At 64.7% G+C, this 17,145-nt stretch carries 19 protein-coding genes and 1 tRNA gene; 11 read left to right on the top strand and 9 right to left on the bottom strand.

What is annotated here, in order from left to right:
- The first annotated feature begins 5 nt into the window (after positions 1-5).
- Entirely contained in the window at positions 6-485 is a 480-nt protein-coding gene (locus tag CXQ89_RS15740) for a hypothetical protein (protein WP_104055884.1), read from the top strand.
- 97 nt (positions 486-582) lie between these two features.
- A complete protein-coding gene (locus tag CXQ89_RS15735) occupies positions 583-1,419 on the top strand; it encodes an aldo/keto reductase (RefSeq protein WP_104161960.1) in 837 nt (278 codons plus the stop codon).
- 82 nt (positions 1,420-1,501) lie between these two features.
- Here CXQ89_RS15735 and CXQ89_RS15730 read toward each other — a convergent pair.
- The 6 genes from CXQ89_RS15730 to tmk form a co-directional block, all read right to left on the bottom strand.
- Positions 1,502-1,577 (bottom strand) — tRNA-Thr (locus CXQ89_RS15730).
- A gap of 79 nt (positions 1,578-1,656) precedes the next feature.
- Positions 1,657-2,337, bottom strand: a complete 681-nt coding sequence (locus tag CXQ89_RS15725) for a VC0807 family protein (protein WP_104161959.1) — start codon at positions 2,335-2,337, stop codon at positions 1,657-1,659.
- A gap of 11 nt (positions 2,338-2,348) precedes the next feature.
- Positions 2,349-2,942: a TetR/AcrR family transcriptional regulator gene (locus CXQ89_RS15720; RefSeq protein WP_219815627.1), complete on the bottom strand. Its 594-nt coding sequence runs from the start codon at positions 2,940-2,942 to the stop codon at positions 2,349-2,351.
- 113 nt (positions 2,943-3,055) lie between these two features.
- Positions 3,056-4,648, bottom strand: coding sequence for an alpha/beta hydrolase (locus CXQ89_RS15715; protein ID WP_104161958.1), 1,593 nt, complete (start codon positions 4,646-4,648; stop codon positions 3,056-3,058).
- A gap of 73 nt (positions 4,649-4,721) precedes the next feature.
- Positions 4,722-5,864, bottom strand: a complete 1,143-nt coding sequence (locus tag CXQ89_RS15710; RefSeq protein WP_104161957.1) for a DNA polymerase III subunit delta' — start codon at positions 5,862-5,864, stop codon at positions 4,722-4,724.
- On the bottom strand, positions 5,861-6,511 hold the full coding sequence (gene tmk / locus CXQ89_RS15705) for a dTMP kinase (protein ID WP_372434204.1): 651 nt from the start codon (positions 6,509-6,511) through the stop codon (positions 5,861-5,863). The genes CXQ89_RS15710 and tmk overlap by 4 nt, the downstream gene beginning before the upstream one ends.
- A 105-nt stretch (positions 6,512-6,616) precedes the next feature.
- Here tmk and CXQ89_RS15700 point away from each other — a divergent pair, with 105 nt between their 5' ends.
- Positions 6,617-7,798, top strand: coding sequence for a PLP-dependent aspartate aminotransferase family protein (locus tag CXQ89_RS15700; protein ID WP_104161956.1), 1,182 nt, complete (start codon positions 6,617-6,619; stop codon positions 7,796-7,798).
- A 9-nt stretch (positions 7,799-7,807) separates the two neighbouring features.
- On the top strand, positions 7,808-8,128 hold the full coding sequence (locus CXQ89_RS15695; protein WP_104055898.1) for a DUF2516 family protein: 321 nt from the start codon (positions 7,808-7,810) through the stop codon (positions 8,126-8,128).
- Between the two features lie 27 nt (positions 8,129-8,155).
- Here the strand turns inward: CXQ89_RS15695 and CXQ89_RS15690 are convergent, their stop codons facing one another.
- Positions 8,156-8,878: a class I SAM-dependent methyltransferase gene (locus tag CXQ89_RS15690; RefSeq protein WP_258060156.1), complete on the bottom strand. Its 723-nt coding sequence runs from the start codon at positions 8,876-8,878 to the stop codon at positions 8,156-8,158.
- Positions 8,879-9,113: 235 nt separating this feature from the next.
- Between CXQ89_RS15690 and CXQ89_RS15685 the strand changes: the two genes are divergently transcribed.
- Positions 9,114-9,866, top strand: a complete 753-nt coding sequence (locus CXQ89_RS15685; protein WP_104055902.1) for a phosphoglyceromutase — start codon at positions 9,114-9,116, stop codon at positions 9,864-9,866.
- An 82-nt stretch (positions 9,867-9,948) separates the two neighbouring features.
- Here CXQ89_RS15685 and phoU read toward each other — a convergent pair whose 3' ends face one another.
- Positions 9,949-10,611 carry a phosphate signaling complex protein PhoU gene (gene phoU, locus CXQ89_RS15680; RefSeq protein WP_104055970.1) on the bottom strand — a complete coding sequence of 221 codons (663 nt, stop codon included), beginning with the start codon at positions 10,609-10,611 and terminating at the stop codon, positions 9,949-9,951.
- A gap of 186 nt (positions 10,612-10,797) precedes the next feature.
- On the opposite strand from phoU, the gene CXQ89_RS15675 reads away from it, so the two are divergent.
- Both CXQ89_RS15675 and CXQ89_RS15670 read left to right on the top strand, forming a co-directional pair.
- Entirely contained in the window at positions 10,798-12,030 is a 1,233-nt protein-coding gene (locus CXQ89_RS15675; RefSeq protein WP_104104883.1) for a cell wall metabolism sensor histidine kinase WalK, read from the top strand.
- The gene (locus CXQ89_RS15670) at positions 12,027-12,707 is read left to right on the top strand and encodes a response regulator transcription factor (RefSeq protein WP_104055906.1); all 681 of its coding nucleotides are present in this window, start codon (positions 12,027-12,029) and stop codon (positions 12,705-12,707) included. The genes CXQ89_RS15675 and CXQ89_RS15670 overlap by 4 nt, the downstream gene beginning before the upstream one ends.
- Positions 12,708-12,853: 146 nt before the next feature.
- Here the strand turns inward: CXQ89_RS15670 and CXQ89_RS15665 are convergent, their stop codons facing one another.
- Positions 12,854-13,447, bottom strand: coding sequence for a hypothetical protein (locus CXQ89_RS15665; RefSeq protein ID WP_104161954.1), 594 nt, complete (start codon positions 13,445-13,447; stop codon positions 12,854-12,856).
- 267 nt (positions 13,448-13,714) lie between these two features.
- Here CXQ89_RS15665 and CXQ89_RS15660 point away from each other — a divergent pair, with 267 nt between their 5' ends.
- From CXQ89_RS15660 to cysS, 4 genes are all read left to right on the top strand, one after another.
- The gene (locus CXQ89_RS15660; protein WP_104055910.1) at positions 13,715-14,197 is read left to right on the top strand and encodes a CarD family transcriptional regulator; all 483 of its coding nucleotides are present in this window, start codon (positions 13,715-13,717) and stop codon (positions 14,195-14,197) included.
- A 150-nt stretch (positions 14,198-14,347) separates the two neighbouring features.
- Positions 14,348-15,112 carry a 2-C-methyl-D-erythritol 4-phosphate cytidylyltransferase gene (ispD, locus tag CXQ89_RS15655; protein WP_104161953.1) on the top strand — a complete coding sequence of 255 codons (765 nt, stop codon included), beginning with the start codon at positions 14,348-14,350 and terminating at the stop codon, positions 15,110-15,112.
- Between the two features lie 2 nt (positions 15,113-15,114).
- Positions 15,115-15,627: a 2-C-methyl-D-erythritol 2,4-cyclodiphosphate synthase gene (gene ispF, locus CXQ89_RS15650; RefSeq protein ID WP_104161952.1), complete on the top strand. Its 513-nt coding sequence runs from the start codon at positions 15,115-15,117 to the stop codon at positions 15,625-15,627.
- 38 nt (positions 15,628-15,665) lie between these two features.
- On the top strand, positions 15,666-17,120 hold the full coding sequence (gene cysS, locus CXQ89_RS15645; protein WP_104161951.1) for a cysteine--tRNA ligase: 1,455 nt from the start codon (positions 15,666-15,668) through the stop codon (positions 17,118-17,120).
- The last annotated feature ends 25 nt before the right edge of the window (positions 17,121-17,145 follow it).

Below are 17,145 nucleotides of genomic sequence, written 5' to 3'. Positions count from 1 at the left end.
GACCAATGGCACTTTTTGCAGCCGCCCGGCAGGGGCGGAAGGACGACACCCAACTCGGAAAAGGCGTGTGGCGCCGGGCCCATGACCGCTTTACCCGCGGTTTGGACCGGTACCACCAGATGCTGGAGGGGGTGGAAGACGACGCCGTTTACAACGAGCTGGTGACGGTGGCCAACAGCTTGTCGGAGCTGCTGCCGCGGGTGCGGGAGGTGTGCATGGCTGCACAGCGCCGGCTGCCCAGCGACGGACAGGACATTCCGGGAGCCCTCATCGCCGTGCACCGCGCTCTCTCCCGCAGCGGCAACTCCCTGGCAGCCACCGCGGAGGCCGCGGCCATGTCCCGGCTTGAGGGCGAACGCTGGGGGTATGCCTCCGCAGGTCTGCAGAACGTTCACCGGCGGGCGCAGCTGGTCGCCGAAGACGTGCTGGAAGCTGAACGCGCATTGAAGGTCGCCGTCCCCGGACCCGCCGGCTCCAGAAAATAAATCCGCAAAACGGGAATAGGGCGGGTGCTTTTTTCGCGTCCAGCATAGAGGCGTCATTCAATGCCGGATACCGCCGGTCATTTGCGAAGATAGGCGAATGACTACATCACCGGTTTTGACTTTCAATGACGGCAACACCATCCCCCAGCTCGGCTACGGCGTGTGGCAGGTTGAGGATGAAGTTGCCGAAAAGGTAGTGGGACAGGCCTTCGAGGTTGGCTACCGCCACATCGACACTGCCAAGATCTACGGCAACGAAGCCGGCGTTGGCCGTGCCATCGCTGCTACCTCTGTTCCCCGCGGGGACATGTTCATCACCACCAAGGTGTGGAACGCGGACCAGGGCTACGAAGAGACCCTGAAGGCCTTCGACGCTTCCATGGAACGCCTGGGCCTGGAAACCCTGGACCTGTACCTGATCCACTGGCTGCAGCCGAAGCAGAACAAGTACGTGGACACCTGGAAGGCCCTGATCGAACTGCAGAAGCAGGGTCGCGTCAAGTCCATCGGTGTCTGCAACTTCACCGTGGAGGCGCTGCAGGAAATCATCGACGCCACCGGCGTTGTCCCGGTCCTGAACCAGGTTGAAACCCACCCGTACCTGAACCAGTCCGAGCTGCGTGCCTTCGAAGCCAAGCACAACATCCTGCATGAGTCCTGGTCCCCGCTGGGCTCCGGCAAGGGTCTGCTGGAAGATCCCAAGCTGGTGGAGATTGCCGCGAAGTACGACGGCGCCACCCCGGCCCAGGTGGTCATCGCCTGGCACCTGGCCCTGGGCAACATCGTGATTCCGAAGTCCGTGACCGAGTCCCGGATTAAGGAAAACTGGGAGTCCCTGGACCTCAAGCTTTCGGATGAGGACATCGACGCCATCAATGCCCTCGACAACGGCACACGCTACGGAGCGGACCCGGCCACAGCCGACTTCGCCTAGGCCGCCGGCGGCCTCCGCCTCAGGAGGCCACCGACGCGACACGCAAAAACCCCTGGAAACTGAGTTTCCAGGGGTTTTTCTGTGGAGCCTCCTGCCAGAATCGAACTGGCGACCTTCTCATTACGAGTGAGACGCTCTACCAACTGAGCTAAGGAGGCGGGCTTCACCTGTCCGCTAAGGGCCAGAATCCACAAGGAACAACTTTATATGCCACAGCCCGGCTGGTCAAAACGGGCGTCATTGGGCCGGAGTTTCCGGCACGGCATAGAACCGGGACCATTTTCGGGCGGCCCCTGTCACCTGGTAGTAAACGTTGGCGAACGTTATGAGTACCACGGTGGTGAGCGCGGACAGTGCGGCCGACAGCGAAGGCACGCTGTCGACGGGCAGCGTGTAGGCCATGAAGATGCGCAGCACGCAGTCGATGATCAGCGCGAGGCCCCATGCCACCGAGGTGACCCGCCAAACCCGGCGGAAACGGGGCACGCGCTCCCAGACAGCGTCCCAGTCGCCGGGCCACCCAAAACGGCCCTGCAGCAGCGGTCTGCTGAACAGGTAGACCAGCGGCCGCCGGGTAAAAGCACTGGCCAGGAACCATGCTCCCGCGAGACCAGTGGCCCATGCACCCCGGGCCAGCAGGAAACGCACGTCGCCGGCGATCAGAGAAACTCCCGTGCTGAAGACCATCAGGGTGATCACGAAGGCCGTCACCGGTCCGAGCGTCCGCCGGCGGACAACGTCGACGGCGGTTCCGGCCAGGGAAACAGCGGTTCCCGCCAGCAGGGCCAGGTAGGCGCTGACACCCATGGCGCGGAGCCCGTAGAACAGCGCCAAAGGCAACAGCAGGTCGGCGGCCAGCCGCAGGCCGCGCATCAGCCGCTTTAGAGCGGAACCGTGCTGTACTGCCGGACGTTTCACCTCGCTCCTCCTTACATTTCGCGCCGGGTGCCCAGCTCAAAAAGCATCGCCAGCTCGCGGGCATAGGCAGTGCAGTCCAGCTCCGGTTCCCGCTCCAGCAGGAACGGCAGCCCGTCCACGCAGCGCTGGACGGCGGCTGCCATCACCAGGGGGTCAAAGGGCCGGAACTCTCCGGCCTCCTGTCCCCGGCGCAGCAGTTGCTCCAGCGGCGCCCCGGCCCCGGCATCATCGGCTGCCGAATAATTCAGGGCTCCCGCCAGGAGAATTTCTGTCAGGGCCTTCATGGGTGCACGGTTGTCGGCAATGAACTGCACGGTCGCTTCGATGTACGCCCGCAGCTGGGCGGCAGCACTGACATGGGACCGCATTTCCCCGCCGGTCCAGTTGCCGATGGCGGTGATGACGTCCGCCGCCACGGCGGCCATCAGGTCGGCTTTTCCTGCGAAATGGTAGGAAATCAGGCGCGTGCTGGAGATTCCGGCGCGCTCAGCGATGCGGGCGAACGACGCACGGTCGTACCCCTGTTCAGCGATGACTTTGATGGTGGCGTCAATGATCTGGGTCCGCCGTGCGGCCCCGGTGACCGTCACCGGTCTTACCTGCATGAGTAAAAAATACGCCGCCGAAGTAACGGCGGCCAGAGGCTTCCACAAAATAAAAAGAGCTGCCCTGCCTGGCCTGGATTCCAGACGCCGGCAGGGCAGCTCTTTACAAAGGGTTAGGAGCAGACCTTGTCCTCGCCGGGCACGGTGCCGTCAATGAAGTAGTCGTCCACCGTATCGGCGATGCAGTCATCCCCGCGTCCATAGGCCGTGTGTCCCTCGCCCTCCCAGGTCACCAGGGTGGCCGAATCCAGCTGTTCGGCCAGTGCCACCGACCACTGGTACGGGGTGGCCGGATCGCCGGTGGTGCCGATGACCAGCAGCTCAGCGGCGCCTTCGGCCTTGATCTCGTGCGGGGTGTTGACCGGTTCGTAGGGCCAGGACTCGCACGTGATGCCGCCGTAACCGAGGAATTTCCCGATCGTGGGGGAGGCTTCTTCGAGTTTCTTCGCGTCCAGGGCCATCTGTTCGTCGTCGGCCGTCATCGGATAGTCCAGGCAGTTGATGGCGCTGAAGGCCACCGTGGTGTTGGACCCGTAGGTGCCGTCCGGCTGGCGGTCGGCGTTGAGGTCTGCAAGGTACAGCATCGTGGACGGATCACCCTGGAGCGCTTCATCAAGCGCCTGCGTGAGGATCGGCCAGTTGTCCGAGTTGTACAACGGCACGATGAGGCCCGTGACAAAGGTGGACACGGTGACGGTCCGGCCGTCCTTGGCCGTCATGGGGCCGGCCTCGACCGAGGCGATCAGGTCCCGGATCGTCTGTACGGCCTCGTCGGTGCTGCCCGACAGGGGGCAGCTAGAGGAGGTCAAACAATCCTCTACGTAGGCACGGATGGCGTTTTCGAAGCCTTCCGCCTGCCCGAGAGTGATCTCTTCATTGCTGGCGGAAGGATCCAGGCCGCCGTCGAGAACCATGCGGCCCACTTTGTCGGGAAACAGTTCGGCGTAAGTGGCACCCAGGAAGGTGCCGTAGGAGAAGCCCAGGTAATTCAACTGCTTGTCACCGGCCACCGCGCGCAGGATGTCCATGTCCCGGGCCGCGCTGACAGTGTCCACGTGGCCCAGCAGTTCGCCGGTCTTCGCTTCGCATTTCGCCGCCAGTTCCCTTGCGTCCTCACGCGCGGCTTCCCGCCCGGCCGGTTCGGCCGGGTCGTAGTATTCTTCGCGAAGCGCGTCCAGCTCGGCATCGGTGAGGCATTCCACCGGGGTGGACCGTCCGACGCCGCGGGGGTCAAAGCCCAAGATGTTGAAGTTCTCCCGCAGCCGGTCCGTGGTTACGTAGTCCACGGACTCACGGACGGTGTCATAGCCGGAGCCCCCGGGACCGCCCGGATTCAGCAGGATGGTGCCCTGCGGCGTGTCATCGGACCGAGCCAGAATGGCGGCCAGTTCAATGCTCTCGCCCTCCGGATCCGCGTAGTCCAGCGGAACCTCCACCGTGGCGCACTGGAAGCTGCTTCTAAAACCCGTCTCGCATTCTTCCCAGGTCACTTCCTGGCTGTAAAACGGCAGCAGGTCCTCGGGAACGTCTCCGATCACGTCAGCCGAGGCTGCCGTAGGAGCAGCGCTGGCGGACGTTGACGGGGAGGCAGTGCCGGTTTCATCCGACGCAGTGTCCCCGGTACAGGCAGTGATGCCCGTCAGCAGGACGACGGCGGACGCTGCAGCCAGCGCGAGTCGGGGAAAGCGGCGGCTGGCTGGGGTCATCGTTGCTCCTGTAAGCGGTGGATGGTGCGATGGTTGTCAGCGGACTGGTGCTGGCCGTGCTGGCTGCGCGGGCTTATAACAGGCTAACCGCCATGGCTTCGATGGCCAGCAGCGGCGCCACGTTGGTGGATACCAGGCGCCTGCGCACCACGTTGATTTCCTCCATCCGCAGCAGTGTCTGCTCCGGAGAGCCCTGCGCGGCGTACTCGGTCAGCTCACGGCGCAGGGATTCATTGACGAGGGTGTCGGCGTTGCCCAGCTGGAGCATGAGCACGTCCCGGTAGAAGGACAGCAGATCGGTCAGAGCCCGGTCAAAGTAGTCGTTCTTCGACCGTTTGGCGCGGCGGACCTGGTCCTCCTCGAGGCGCTTTACCTGGCTTCGGATCGACGGCGGCAGCGTTCCGCTTTCCGGTGCGCCCAGGGAGGCCAGCAGCGACTGCCGCTCGGCGGCGTCTCGCTGCTCAAAGGAACTGGTGGCTTCGGCTTCGGCCAGGGCCACCAGATCGGCCGCCGCTTTCATGGCGCCGGAGACATTGCGCAGGGACAGGGGAAGCCGCACGATGGAGTCCCGGCGGCTGCGTGCGCCCTCATCCGTGGCCAGCCGTTTGGCAATGCCAATGTGGCTTTGGGCGGCACGTGCCGAGGCGCGGGCCACCTCGGGGTCAATGCCGTCGCGGCGGATCAGGAGCTCAGCAACGTCCTCGACCGGAGGCAGACGCAGGCTGACGGCACGGCAGCGGGAACGGATGGTCACCAGGACGTCGCCGGGGCTGGGGGCGCAAAGCAGCCAGATGGTGCGCGGCGGCGGTTCCTCGATGGCTTTGAGGAGCACATTGGTGCTGCGCTCCTGCATGCGGTCGGCGTCTTCGACGATGATGACGCGCCAGCGGCCGGTGGAAGGCTTGTCCTGGGCCTTGCGGACCAGTTCCCGGGCTTCATCGATGCTGATGGTCACTTTCTCCGTGGTGACGGAAGTGACGTCCGCGTGTGAGCCAGCGAGTGCAGTCCGGCAGGCCTTGCATTCTCCGCAGCCGCGCAGGGCCGGGTCCTGCTGGTCGCACAGCAGGGCGGCGGCAAAGGCGCGGGCGGCATTGGAACGCCCGGACCCGGGCGGTCCGGTGAACAGCCAGGCGTGGTTGGGGGTTGCCTGGGCGGCCCCTCGGCGCAGCTGGTCAACCACGGGAGCCTGGCCCTGCAGATCGTCCCAGACACTCACGGCAGCAGCTCCTGCACCTTGGCCAGGATGGTGGCTGCCAGCTCTTCCACCGGCCGTCCGGCGTCGAGCACCAGATAGCGGTTCGGTTCGGTGCGGGCCTGTTCCAGGAAGGCCCGGCGGATGCGCAGGTGGAAGGTGTCCGGCTCGGATTCCAGCCGGTCCTCGGCGGCCTCGTTTGCCGTGCGCCGCAGACGGCCCTGCCCGGGATCAACGTCGAGCAGCACGGTGAGGTCCGGGGTGAAGCCCTCCGTGGCCCAGATGTTCAGCTGCCGCACATCGTCCGTGCCCAGGGACCGCCCGGACCCCTGATAGGCCACCGAGCTGTCGATGAACCGGTCGCAGACCACCACCTCGCCGCGTTCCACCGCCGGGCGGATTACCTGTGCCACGTGCGCGGCCCGCGAGGCCGCAAAGATCAAGGCCTCGGTGCGGGCGTCGATTTCGCCGTTGCCGTGCTCCAGTACCAGGGACCGCAGCTGTTCTCCCACCGGCGTTCCGCCGGGTTCACGCGTGCGGACCACGGTGTGCCCGGATGATTCGAGGGCCGCAGTGAGCTTGGCGGCCTGGGTCGACTTGCCGGCACCGTCGCCGCCCTCGAAGGTTATGAACAGGCCGGGCGTACCGGCTGGGACATCAGAAATACTCACCTGCCTAGCGTACCCAGTCCGGCTGGGAGGCAGCTGCCGGTCCATGGGTCCCTGCGCGAACGTAATGCGCGGACCTATCCCGAATCAGCGCATTAGGCTGGTCCCATGAGCCAAGCGCCGAACCACCACTGGACAGCGAACCTTTCACCGGACACCGTAGTGGTGTCCGCGGGGCGCCCGCCGCGTGAGCCGGATGCCCCGGTCAACCCGCCCATTGTGCTTTCTTCCACCTTCCACGGCGCAGGGACTCCGGCTCCCGGCGACCGGGTGTACGGGCGGTTTTCCAACCCCACCTGGGACCCCTTTGAAACGGTCCTGTCAGAGCTTGAAGGAGCAGCTTTGCCGGCCCTGGTCTTTTCCTCGGGCCTGGCTGCCGTGGCTGCCGCGTTGTCGCTGGTTCCCGCCGGCGGAATCCTGGTGATGCCGCAGCACAGCTATCAGGGTTCCCTGCTCCTCGCCGCGGAAGAGGCAGCCAACGGACGTTTCACCGTCCGGACCGTGGACATTGCGGATACGGAGCAGGTGCTGGCTGCCCTGCAGGGTTCACCGGGGGAATCCGGAACCTCCCGGCCGGCGGACATGCTGTGGATTGAAAGCCCCACCAATCCGATGCTTGAGGTGGCTGAGATCGACGTGCTGGCCCGCGCCGCGCATGACGCCGGTGCGCTCGTGGTCGCGGACAATACCTTTTCCACGCCCCTGGTAACCCGTCCGCTGGAGCTGGGCGCCGACGTCGTCCTCCACTCGGTCACCAAGTACCTTGCCGGGCACTCGGACGTAATCCTTGGAGCACTGGCCACCTCGGATGAGGACCTCCGCGCCCGGCTGCACAACCACCGCTCGCTGCACGGCGCCATCGCGGGACCCTTTGAGGTGTGGCTGGCGCTGCGCGGGCTGCGGACCCTGGCGCTCCGAATCGAAAGATCGCAGACCACGGCGGGCCTGCTGGCGGACCGGCTGCTCGGACATCCCGCAGTGGAGGCGGTCCGCTACCCGGGCCTGCCCGGGGACGCCGGATATGAACGCGCCGTCAAGCAGATGGACGGGTTCGGTTCCATCCTGTGCATCGAAGTTGCCGGCGGGGCCGAGGCTGCGGAAGCCGTGGCAGACAAGGTTCGTTTGTGGCTCCCGGCCACTTCGCTGGGCGGAGTGGAATCACTGATTGAGCGCCGGCGGCGCCAGCCGGGGGAACCGCATGCGGTGCCGGAGAACCTGCTGCGGCTCTCGGTGGGCATCGAGAACGCCGAGGACCTCTGGTCGGACCTGTCCCAAGCGCTGGCAAGGTAGGCTGAAACGGTGATTGCCGTTCTGCTTCTTGAGCCCATCCTGTACCAAGTCCTCGGCTTGGCTACTCTGATCATTGCGCTGTGGGCCTTTTCGGACGCGCTGCGCCGCAAGCCGCAAATGTTCGAGGCTGCGGACAAGCGGACCAAGGGCTTTTGGCTGGGCATGACCGGTGCCTCTACGGCTGTCGGAGTGTTCAGCTCCCTTACCCCCGGCGCGCTGCTGCCCTTCACCCTGGCGGCACTGGTGGCAGCGTGCGTCTACTTGGCTGACGTCAAGCCTTCGGTCAGCGGTTCCGGCCGCGGAAACTCCGGCCCCTACGGGCGCTGGTAACGGCTCCACAAACGCTCAAAAGGCGGCTCAGCTCGGGGCGACGGCGTCCCATGCGACGGTGATTTCGCCCAGCCGCCAGCGGGCCGGGCCGGTCATCAGCGGCCAGCCGGAGGCACGCAGGTCCGCGCACATTGCCAGCCAGCGCTGCCGCTTGCCGTAGGAGGCCTGGGGCGCTGCCGCCAGCCATGCCTGGTCCATGGCCTGCAGCAGGGCATGGACTTTTTCGCCCGGGACGTTGCGGTGGATCAAAGCTTTGGGCAACCTCTCGGCCACGTCCGAGGGCAGCGTAAAAGCACCAAAGCGCAGGGAGATGCTCAGGGACACCGGCCCGTTGGAATCCAGTTCCACCCATGTGGAGCGCCGGCCAATCTCGTCACAGGTGCCGTCCACGAAGATGCCGCCGGGAGCGAGCCGCGAGAGAACCATGTCCCAGTGCGCCCGGTATTCGTCCTCCGAATACTGCCGGAGCACGTTAAACGCCCGCACCATGACCGGACGCCGTCCGTCCGCCGGCAGCTCGAAGCCGCCCTGCCGGAAGGAGAGGCCGTCCCGTTCCAGGGGCTTCGCCGCGCGCACCCGCGCCGCGTCAATCTCAATACCCATGATCTCGACATCGGGACGGACCCGCCCCAGGCGGGCATGAAGCTCGACGGCGGTGGTCGGGGCGGCCCCGTAACCGAGGTCAACAATCAGCGGGTCTGCCGCTCTGCGCAGCCGCCACCCCTGAGGGCCGGCCAACCAGCGGTCCACCCGTCGTAGTCTGTTGGGGTTTGTAGTGCCCCTGGTCACATTTCCTACGGGTTTCTGCAGTTTTTGCACTAAACAATGTTACTTGTCCGCAACCGGGTCCCCGGACCGCGTGCAGCGGACTAAGGCTGTGCCCCGGGAGGGTTCACGTCGCGCAGGCACCCAAAGTAAGCCGTAACGTTGGCCGCCAGGACGCAACCCTGCCCCCGGTGCGGTGTCCTCCGTTACGATGACATATATGACTTACAAACTGATCCTTCTGCGCCACGGCCAGAGCGAATGGAATGAAAAGAACCTGTTCACCGGCTGGGTGGACGTGGATCTGACGGACCTCGGCCGGGCCGAAGCGCTCCGCGGCGGCGAGCTGCTCGTGGAAGCGGACATCCTCCCCGACATCCTCTACACCTCGCGGCTGCAGCGTGCGATCAACACCGCCAACATTGCCCTGGGCGCGGCGGACCGCATCTGGATCGATGTAAAGCGCAGCTGGCGGCTGAATGAGCGGCACTACGGTGCCCTTCAGGGCAAGGACAAGGCCCAGACCCTGGCGGAATACGGCGAGGAGCAGTTCATGCTCTGGCGCCGGTCCTATGACACCCCGCCGCCGCCCCTGCCCGATGACAGCGATTTTTCGCAGGCACATGATCCGCGCTACGCCGATCTGTCGCAGGACGAGCTGCCGCGAACCGAGTGCCTCAAGGACGTCCTGGAGCGGTTCCTGCCGTACTGGGAGTCGGACATCTCCGCCGATATCAAGTCGGGCAAGACGGTCATGATCGCCGCGCACGGCAACTCGCTGCGTGCCCTGGTCAAGCATCTGGACGGCATCAGCGACGCGGATATCGCAGCCGTCAACATTCCCACGGGCATCCCGCTGGTTTATGAACTGGATGAAAACCTCAAGCCGGTCAAGGCCGGCGGCACGTACCTGGATCCGGAGGCCGCAGCGGCGTCCATCAAGGCCGTGGCCAACCAGGGCAAGAAGAAGTAAGCGTCTTTCCCGGCTTCTGCTGGGAACAACAGGAAAGGGCGGCCCCGCGGGGCCGCCCTTTCCTGTTGTTGTTCCTCGATGTTTAGCGGCTGGACTCGGACATCGGCTGCCACTCGCCGGTCACCAGGTAATTAACCTTCCGGGTGACCGAGACGCCGTGGTCCGCGAAGCGCTCAAAGTAGCGGCTGGCCAGGGTGAGGTCAACGGTGCTGACCGCGGACACGTTCCAGTCCGGCGAAGCAATGGCCTTGAAGACGCCGGCGTGGAGCTCGTTGATCCGGTTATTGCAGGCGTAGATGTCATTGCTCAGTTCCAGGTTCCGCGTCTCGAGCAGCTCAGTAAGCAGCTCGGAAATACGGATGTCCAGCCGCGCCATCTCGCTGAAGGTTTCCACCATGGGCTCGGGCACCACATGCTCGGGGTAGCGCAGGCGGGCCAGCTGGGCGATGTGCCGCGCCAGGTCACCCATCCGCTCCAGTGAGGCGCTCATCCGCAGGGAGCCCACGATCATGCGCAGGTCGCTGGCCACCGGCCCCTGCAGTGCGAGGACATCGATGGCCCGCTCATCGAGGTCATTCTGAAGGAAGTCGATGCGCGCGTCGGCGGCAATGACATCCTGCGCCAGTTCAGTGTCGGCGCCTTCGAAGGCTGCGGTGGCTTTCTGCATCGCTTCGGTGACGAGCTCGGAAATCTGGGTCAGCTCTTCGCCAATCTGATGAAGCTCGGCTTGAAAAACCTTACGCACTTCGGCGTCCTTTCGGTTGTGCAGCATCCTGCCCTGGTTGTCCGCAGCTGTTGATCGCGGCCATGCTGGCAGGATTTCAGTTAACGGTTAACGGTTGGGCTTCTTTTGATGAACGTTAGTTTAACGGATCAGCTTATGCCACCGGAGAAGCCTCCCGCATTTCCGCGGTCAGCCTAAGCTAGGAGAGTGAATCCTGTATTGCTGGGCCTGATTGCCGGGGTCCTCGGCCTGGCCGTGGGCGTTTCCGGTGTGCTTGCGTATGTGTCCAGCCGGCGCCAGCGCCAAGAGCTTGCCGCAAACGATGACCCGGCCATCCCCAACGGAGCAGCGGAAGTGCTGGCCGCCATTGGCCGGGCTTACATCGTGGTGGACGCGGTCGACGGCGTGGTGCGGGCCAGTCCGGGCGCCTACGCTTTGGGACTGGTCCGGGGGCACACCCTCGTGCCTCCCGAACTGCTGGCTATGACCTCCAGGGTCCGGCGTGACGGAGTCATTGAGGAACGGCAGCTGGAGCTGCAGCGTGGACCGTTGGGCCAGGGCAGCACCATCCTGCAGGTTCGAGTGGCAACCGTGGGGGAGGAGTACATCCTCATCCTCGCGGACGACCACACCGAAATCGCCCGCACCGAAGAGGTGCGCAATGACTTTGTCGCCAACGTATCCCATGAGTTGAAGACCCCCGTGGGAGCAATCTCGCTTCTTTCCGAAGCTTTGGATGACGCCGCAGGTGACGAAGAAGCAGTGCGGCGTTTTGCGGCCAGAATGAGCAAGGAATCCGCGAGGCTCACGTCGCTGGTCCAGGACATCATCGAACTCTCACGCCTGCAAAGCACCGACATGGTGGACCGGGCCCGTGAGGTGGACCTGAACCAGCTCGTTGCCGAGGCGGTGGAAGCCAACCGGCTGCCGGCCGAGAACCGCAAGACAACCGTCGTCGTCGGCGGCTCCGTTGACGGCGCTGTCTATGGCGACGCGAAGATGCTGACCACGGCCTTCCGTAACCTGATCGACAACGCCATCCGATATTCGCCGGAGGGGAGCCGGGTGGGTATCGGCCTGCGGTCCCGCGACGGTATGGCGCAGGTTTCGGTTACCGACCAGGGGCCGGGGATCAACCCCGAGGACCAGGAACGGATTTTTGAGCGTTTTTACCGCATCGACAGTGCCCGGTCACGGCACACCGGCGGCACGGGCCTGGGTTTGAGCATCGTCAAGCACGTCGTCTCCAACCACGGCGGGGAGGTGAACCTCTGGTCCCAGCCGGGGCAGGGTTCCACCTTCACGGTCCGGCTGCCGGAGATGGAGTCCGCTGAGCCGTCCGCGGAGAGGCAGCAGCAATCGGACGCCGCCGGCGCCCGTGCACGGAAGGCAACCCCGCCGGCCGGCGGAGGAACGCGCGAACAAGGAGTCAGTGCTTGAGCAGGATCCTGATGGTTGAAGACGAAGAGTCCTTCAGCGACCCGCTGTCCTATCTTCTGGAACGGGAAGGTTTCGAGGTCCAGGTCGTGGACAACGGTAATGATGCCGTAACGGAATTCGACCGGCGCGGCGCGGACCTCGTGCTGCTGGACTTGATGCTTCCGGGCCAATCCGGCACTGAAGTCTGCCGGCAACTCCGCCAGCGATCCGACGTCCCCATCATCATGCTGACAGCGCTGGACGGAGAGATCGACAAAGTCGTGGGCCTGGAACTGGGGGCTGACGACTACGTCACCAAGCCCTACAGCTCCCGCGAACTGCTGGCCCGTGTCAGGGCAGTGCTGCGCCGCCGAAGCGACAGCGGGGAACTGTCCGGACCGTCCGTTGAGGCAGGACCCGTGCGCATGGATCTGGACCGCCACGTGGTCAGCGTCAACGGAGAGAACGTGCCGCTGCCGCTCAAGGAGTTTGAGCTGCTCGAGTTGCTTCTTCGCAATTCCGGCCGCGTTCTGACCCGCGGCCAGCTGATTGAACGGGTGTGGGGCGCGGACTACGTAGGTGACACCAAAACACTTGACGTCCACGTCAAGCGGCTGCGCGGGAAGATTGAACCGGATCCGTCGCTGCCGCGCCACCTGGTGACGGTGCGCGGGCTGGGCTACAAGTTCGAAGCCTGACCGGCTCACGGGTCCCGTTACGCCGTGGCCTGCCCGACACGGAAAATCCGTCTCACACTGAAAACGTCGCACACGGAAAAAGGGACCAGGCCCGGTGGCCATGATCCCTTATCCCTGCCGGCATTGCGCCGGCACAAGCTGATGAACTAGTTGGACTGCACCGGCGCAGGCGTTTCCGCAACTCCGGTGTCAACGCCTGTGTCCTGCTCAGCGCCGGCCTCGTCGGAGGGAACCATGGTGGCAACGTCCGACGGCGCAGCCGACGGCGTCGGCAGGTACTCGCGGTAGTCAGCCAGGGTTCCGTCGACAACCGGGATGTTCACTTCGACGGTCTCGGTGCCGTTGCTCGCGTCGCCGCGCAGTCCGGTTCCCGGCTTCACGTCCACGTTCGGCACAGTCACCTCGGCGGCAGCTGCGTCTTCGAAGACCACTTTGTCTCCGGCTTCAATGTTCCAGGTAAGGGTGGTGCCGCCGCTGGCCAGCGAGAATTCAACGTCCTCGGAGGAGGCGTTCACCACTGTGCCCAGGAGGCGGCCCTCTTCGCCGTCGCCGTTGCTGACCATCAGGATGTTGCGCAGCTCCACGTCTCCGACGTTTTCGACGATTCCGTCAGACGGGGAGTACTCGCGCACCGTTGCCTGCTCGTTCACGGCACTGCAGCTGGAGACTCCCAGTACGGCCAGCGCAATTACACCGGCGGCAGCTGCTCGCTGCGCCCGGTTCTTGGGTGTGAATCTCACAGCACAAACTCCTGGGGTATTGCGGTCTCTCGACCGGCGGCGTTTCTTTTGTGCCTAGCCTATCGGCAAACCCTCAAAATGTTGGATTTTGGGCCGTTGCGGGGGACGTAAAGCTGGGCCCAGGAGGACGCATCGCCGCAGGTGGGAATGGGAAATAGGGTCCAAATAATACTCAGCCTGATGACGATCGACTACCTGACCTGCGAAAACTCTACTCGGCGTATCGCACACATGGTAAACTAGAGGTTGGGAAAGGGGAAAGTCCACATGGTTTTTGAGGTTGGCGAAACAGTTGTTTACCCTCACCACGGTGCCGCGAAGATCGAAGAGATCAAGATGCGGACCATCAAGGGCGAAGAGAAAATGTATCTCAAGCTTAAGGTGGCACAGGGTGATCTGACCATAGAAGTACCGGCTGAGAACGTCGACCTCGTTGGGGTTCGGGACGTAGTGGGCAAAGAAGGTTTGGAGCATGTTTTTGACGTGCTGCGGGCCGAGCTCACTGAAGAACCCACCAACTGGTCGCGCCGTTACAAGGCGAACCTGGAGAAGTTGGCTTCCGGTGACGTGGTGAAGGTGGCAGAGGTCGTTCGTGACCTGTGGCGCCGCGACCACGACCGTGGGCTCTCCGCCGGGGAAAAGCGCATGCTCGCAAAAGCCCGCCAGATTCTGATTTCAGAACTTGCGCTGGCCGAAAAGACGGACGAGGATCAGGCCGCAGTTGTTCTGGACAAGGTCCTGGCAAGCTAAGCAGCAGCATCCAAGATAGAACGCAGCACCTACGGCACGCTGCCGGTCCTTTGGGACCGGCATTTTGTCGTTAAAGTACGTCTTTCATGCCCGGCTCCCGGACGTGGCGCCCGAATACGCTGCCCGGCCGAGGGGCACTAGGCTGAAGGGGTGCCAACAACCACTTCATCCCGTCAACGCATCGGTGTCATTTTGGTGGCGGGCGGTTCCGGCCAAAGGCTGGGCTACGGGATCCCCAAAGCCCAGGTGCCGCTGTCCGGCGTCGCACTGTTGACCCGGGCACTGCGGGGTGTGGAAGCATCCGGGGTTGCCGCCGCGGTCAGCGTGGCAGTTCCATCAGGGGACACGCTTTTGCGTTCCCTCTGCGCTGAAGCCGGGATGAGCGTGCCGCTCGCCGTCGTTGACGGCGGGGAAACCCGTGCCCACTCTGTCCGGGCTGCCCTGCAGGCCCTTCCCTCGGACATCGACTCGGTCCTGGTCCATGACGCAGCCAGGCCACTCACTCCGCCTGAGGTGTTCCACCGGGTCGCGGCAGCCTTGGCCGCGGGCGCGGAGGCGGTCATCCCTGCCGTTCCCGTCACCGATACCATCAAGTCAACCGCGCCGACAGCACCCGGGCAGGCAGGCATCGCCTCACGGACTGTGACGGGCACCCCCGACCGTTCCGCGCTTAGAGCTGTGCAGACGCCCCAGGGTTTTGACGCCGCGCTGCTGCGCAGTGCGCATTCGGCAGCTGAAAACTTCGACGCCGCACAGGCCGCAGCAGTCACCGACGACGCCATGCTCGTTGAATCCCTCGGATCAGTGGTTTACGTTGTCGAAGGCTCTCAGACATCCCTCAAGATCACTACGCCGCTGGACCTGCTTCTGGCCGAAGCAGTCCTGGCTCAGGAACAGAATTGTCAGGAGGACTGACCATGCCCGCAGTGAACCTTCCCCGCACCGGCATCGGTGTGGACGTCCATGCGTTCGCTCCCGTCGACGCCCCGCGTCCCCTATGGGTGGCAGGACTGCTCTGGGACGGCGAGCGTGGACTTGCGGGCCATTCCGACGGCGATCCGGTGGCCCATGCGGCGGCGGACGCCCTGTTTTCCGCCGCCGGTCTCGGAGACCTGGGTACCCACTTCGGTACGGACCGGCCTGAATATGCGGGTGCCTCGGGGCTGACGCTGCTGGGCGAAGCCGCCCGGATTGTCCGCAGCGCCGGGTTTGAGATCGGCAACGTGGCGGTGCAGCTGATCGGTAACCGGCCCAAATTCTCCCCGCGCCGCGCAGAGGCTGAAGCAGTGCTCTCCGGTGCAGCCGGCGCACCGGTGAGCGTTTCCGCAACCACCACCGATGCTCTCGGGTTCACGGGACGAGGCGAGGGCATCGCAGCCGTGGCAACCGCCGTCGTCGTATTGGTGCATGAGTCCCTGCGCGACATCTAGATCGCCGCGGAGGCGCCCCGGCGCGATAGCCTAGAGCGGTGAGCTTGAGATTTTATGACACCGCTTCCGCGCAGGTCCGTGACTTTGTTCCCTTGAAGGAGGGCGAGGTCAGCCTGTACTACTGCGGCGCCACTGTGCAGGGCCGGCCGCACGTGGGGCATATCCGCTCCGCCATTGCCTTTGACCAGCTCACCCGTTGGCTGCAGTTCCGCGGCTACCGGGTCACCACTGTCCGCAACGTGACGGACATTGATGACAAGATCCTGGCCAAATCCGCCGAATCCATGGGTGCCGAACCCTCCGCCGACGTCGTTCCCAACGAGCCCTGGTGGGCGCTGGCCTACCGCTTCGAGCAGGAATTCGCCAAGGCTTATGACACCCTCGGCGTCCAGCGGCCCACCTACGAACCACGCGCCACCGGCCATATCCCGGAAATGCATGCGCTGATTGCACGGTTGATCGACGCCGGCCACGCCTATCCGGCGCTGGATGATTCCGGCGACGTCTACTTCGACGTCCGGTCCTGGAACAAGTACGGGTCGCTGACCCGGCAGAATATTGACGACATGCAGGCAGCGCCCGACGCCGGCCCCCGCGGCAAGCGCGATCCGCGCGACTTCGCACTGTGGAAAGGCTCCAAGGAGGGCGAGCCCCAGACGGCTGCCTGGGACAGCCCTTGGGGGAAGGGCCGGCCCGGCTGGCATCTGGAATGCTCGGCCATGGTCACCAAGTACCTTGGCCCGCAGTTCGATATTCACGGCGGCGGACTGGACCTGCGCTTCCCGCACCATGAGAACGAGATGGCCCAGTCGCAGGCAGCCGGCGACGGCTTCGCAAACTTCTGGATGCACAACGGCATGGTCACCTTCGAGGGCGAAAAAATGTCCAAGTCCATCGGCAACACGGTGAGCCCGGCGGACATGCTGGCCGAAGCAACACCCCGGGTAGTGCGGTATTACCTGGGCCAGGCACATTACCGGTCGGTGCTGGACTACCGGCCCACATCTCTGCAGGAGGCAGCAGCAGCCGTGGAGCGGATCGACGGGTTTATCGCCAAGGCGCACGCCAAGGTCTACGGCGCCGGAAACTATGCCTTTGTCCTGAACATTGATGCCATGCCGGCGGCCTTCGCCGAAGCCATGGATGACGACCTCAACGTTCCTCAGGCGCTGGCAGCGCTGCACGATACCGTCCGTGCCGGAAACACCGCCCTGGCCGAGGGCAATACCGACGCCGTCCGTGAGGCGCTGCACGCGGTGCTGACCATGACGGGTGTTCTCGGCCTGGATGACGTCCGGCAGCCGCAAACAGGCACGGGCACCGAACACCGGGCCCTGGACGCACTGGTCCAATCGCAGCTGGAAGAGCGGCGGGCCGCCCGCGCCGCCAAGGACTGGGCCCGCGCCGACGCCATTCGGGATTCGCTCGCAGCCGCGGGCATCACCGTGGAAGACACCGCAGACGGCGCCAGCTGGAGTATGGCCCAGGGCTGATTCCGTCCAGAGGGTGAGCCTGGAA

Source organism: Arthrobacter sp. ZGTC212 (assembly GCF_002929255.1).
Lineage (GTDB): Bacteria > Actinomycetota > Actinomycetes > Actinomycetales > Micrococcaceae > Arthrobacter_B > Arthrobacter_B sunyaminii.
This window is presented reverse-complemented; position numbering and strand designations above follow the sequence as displayed.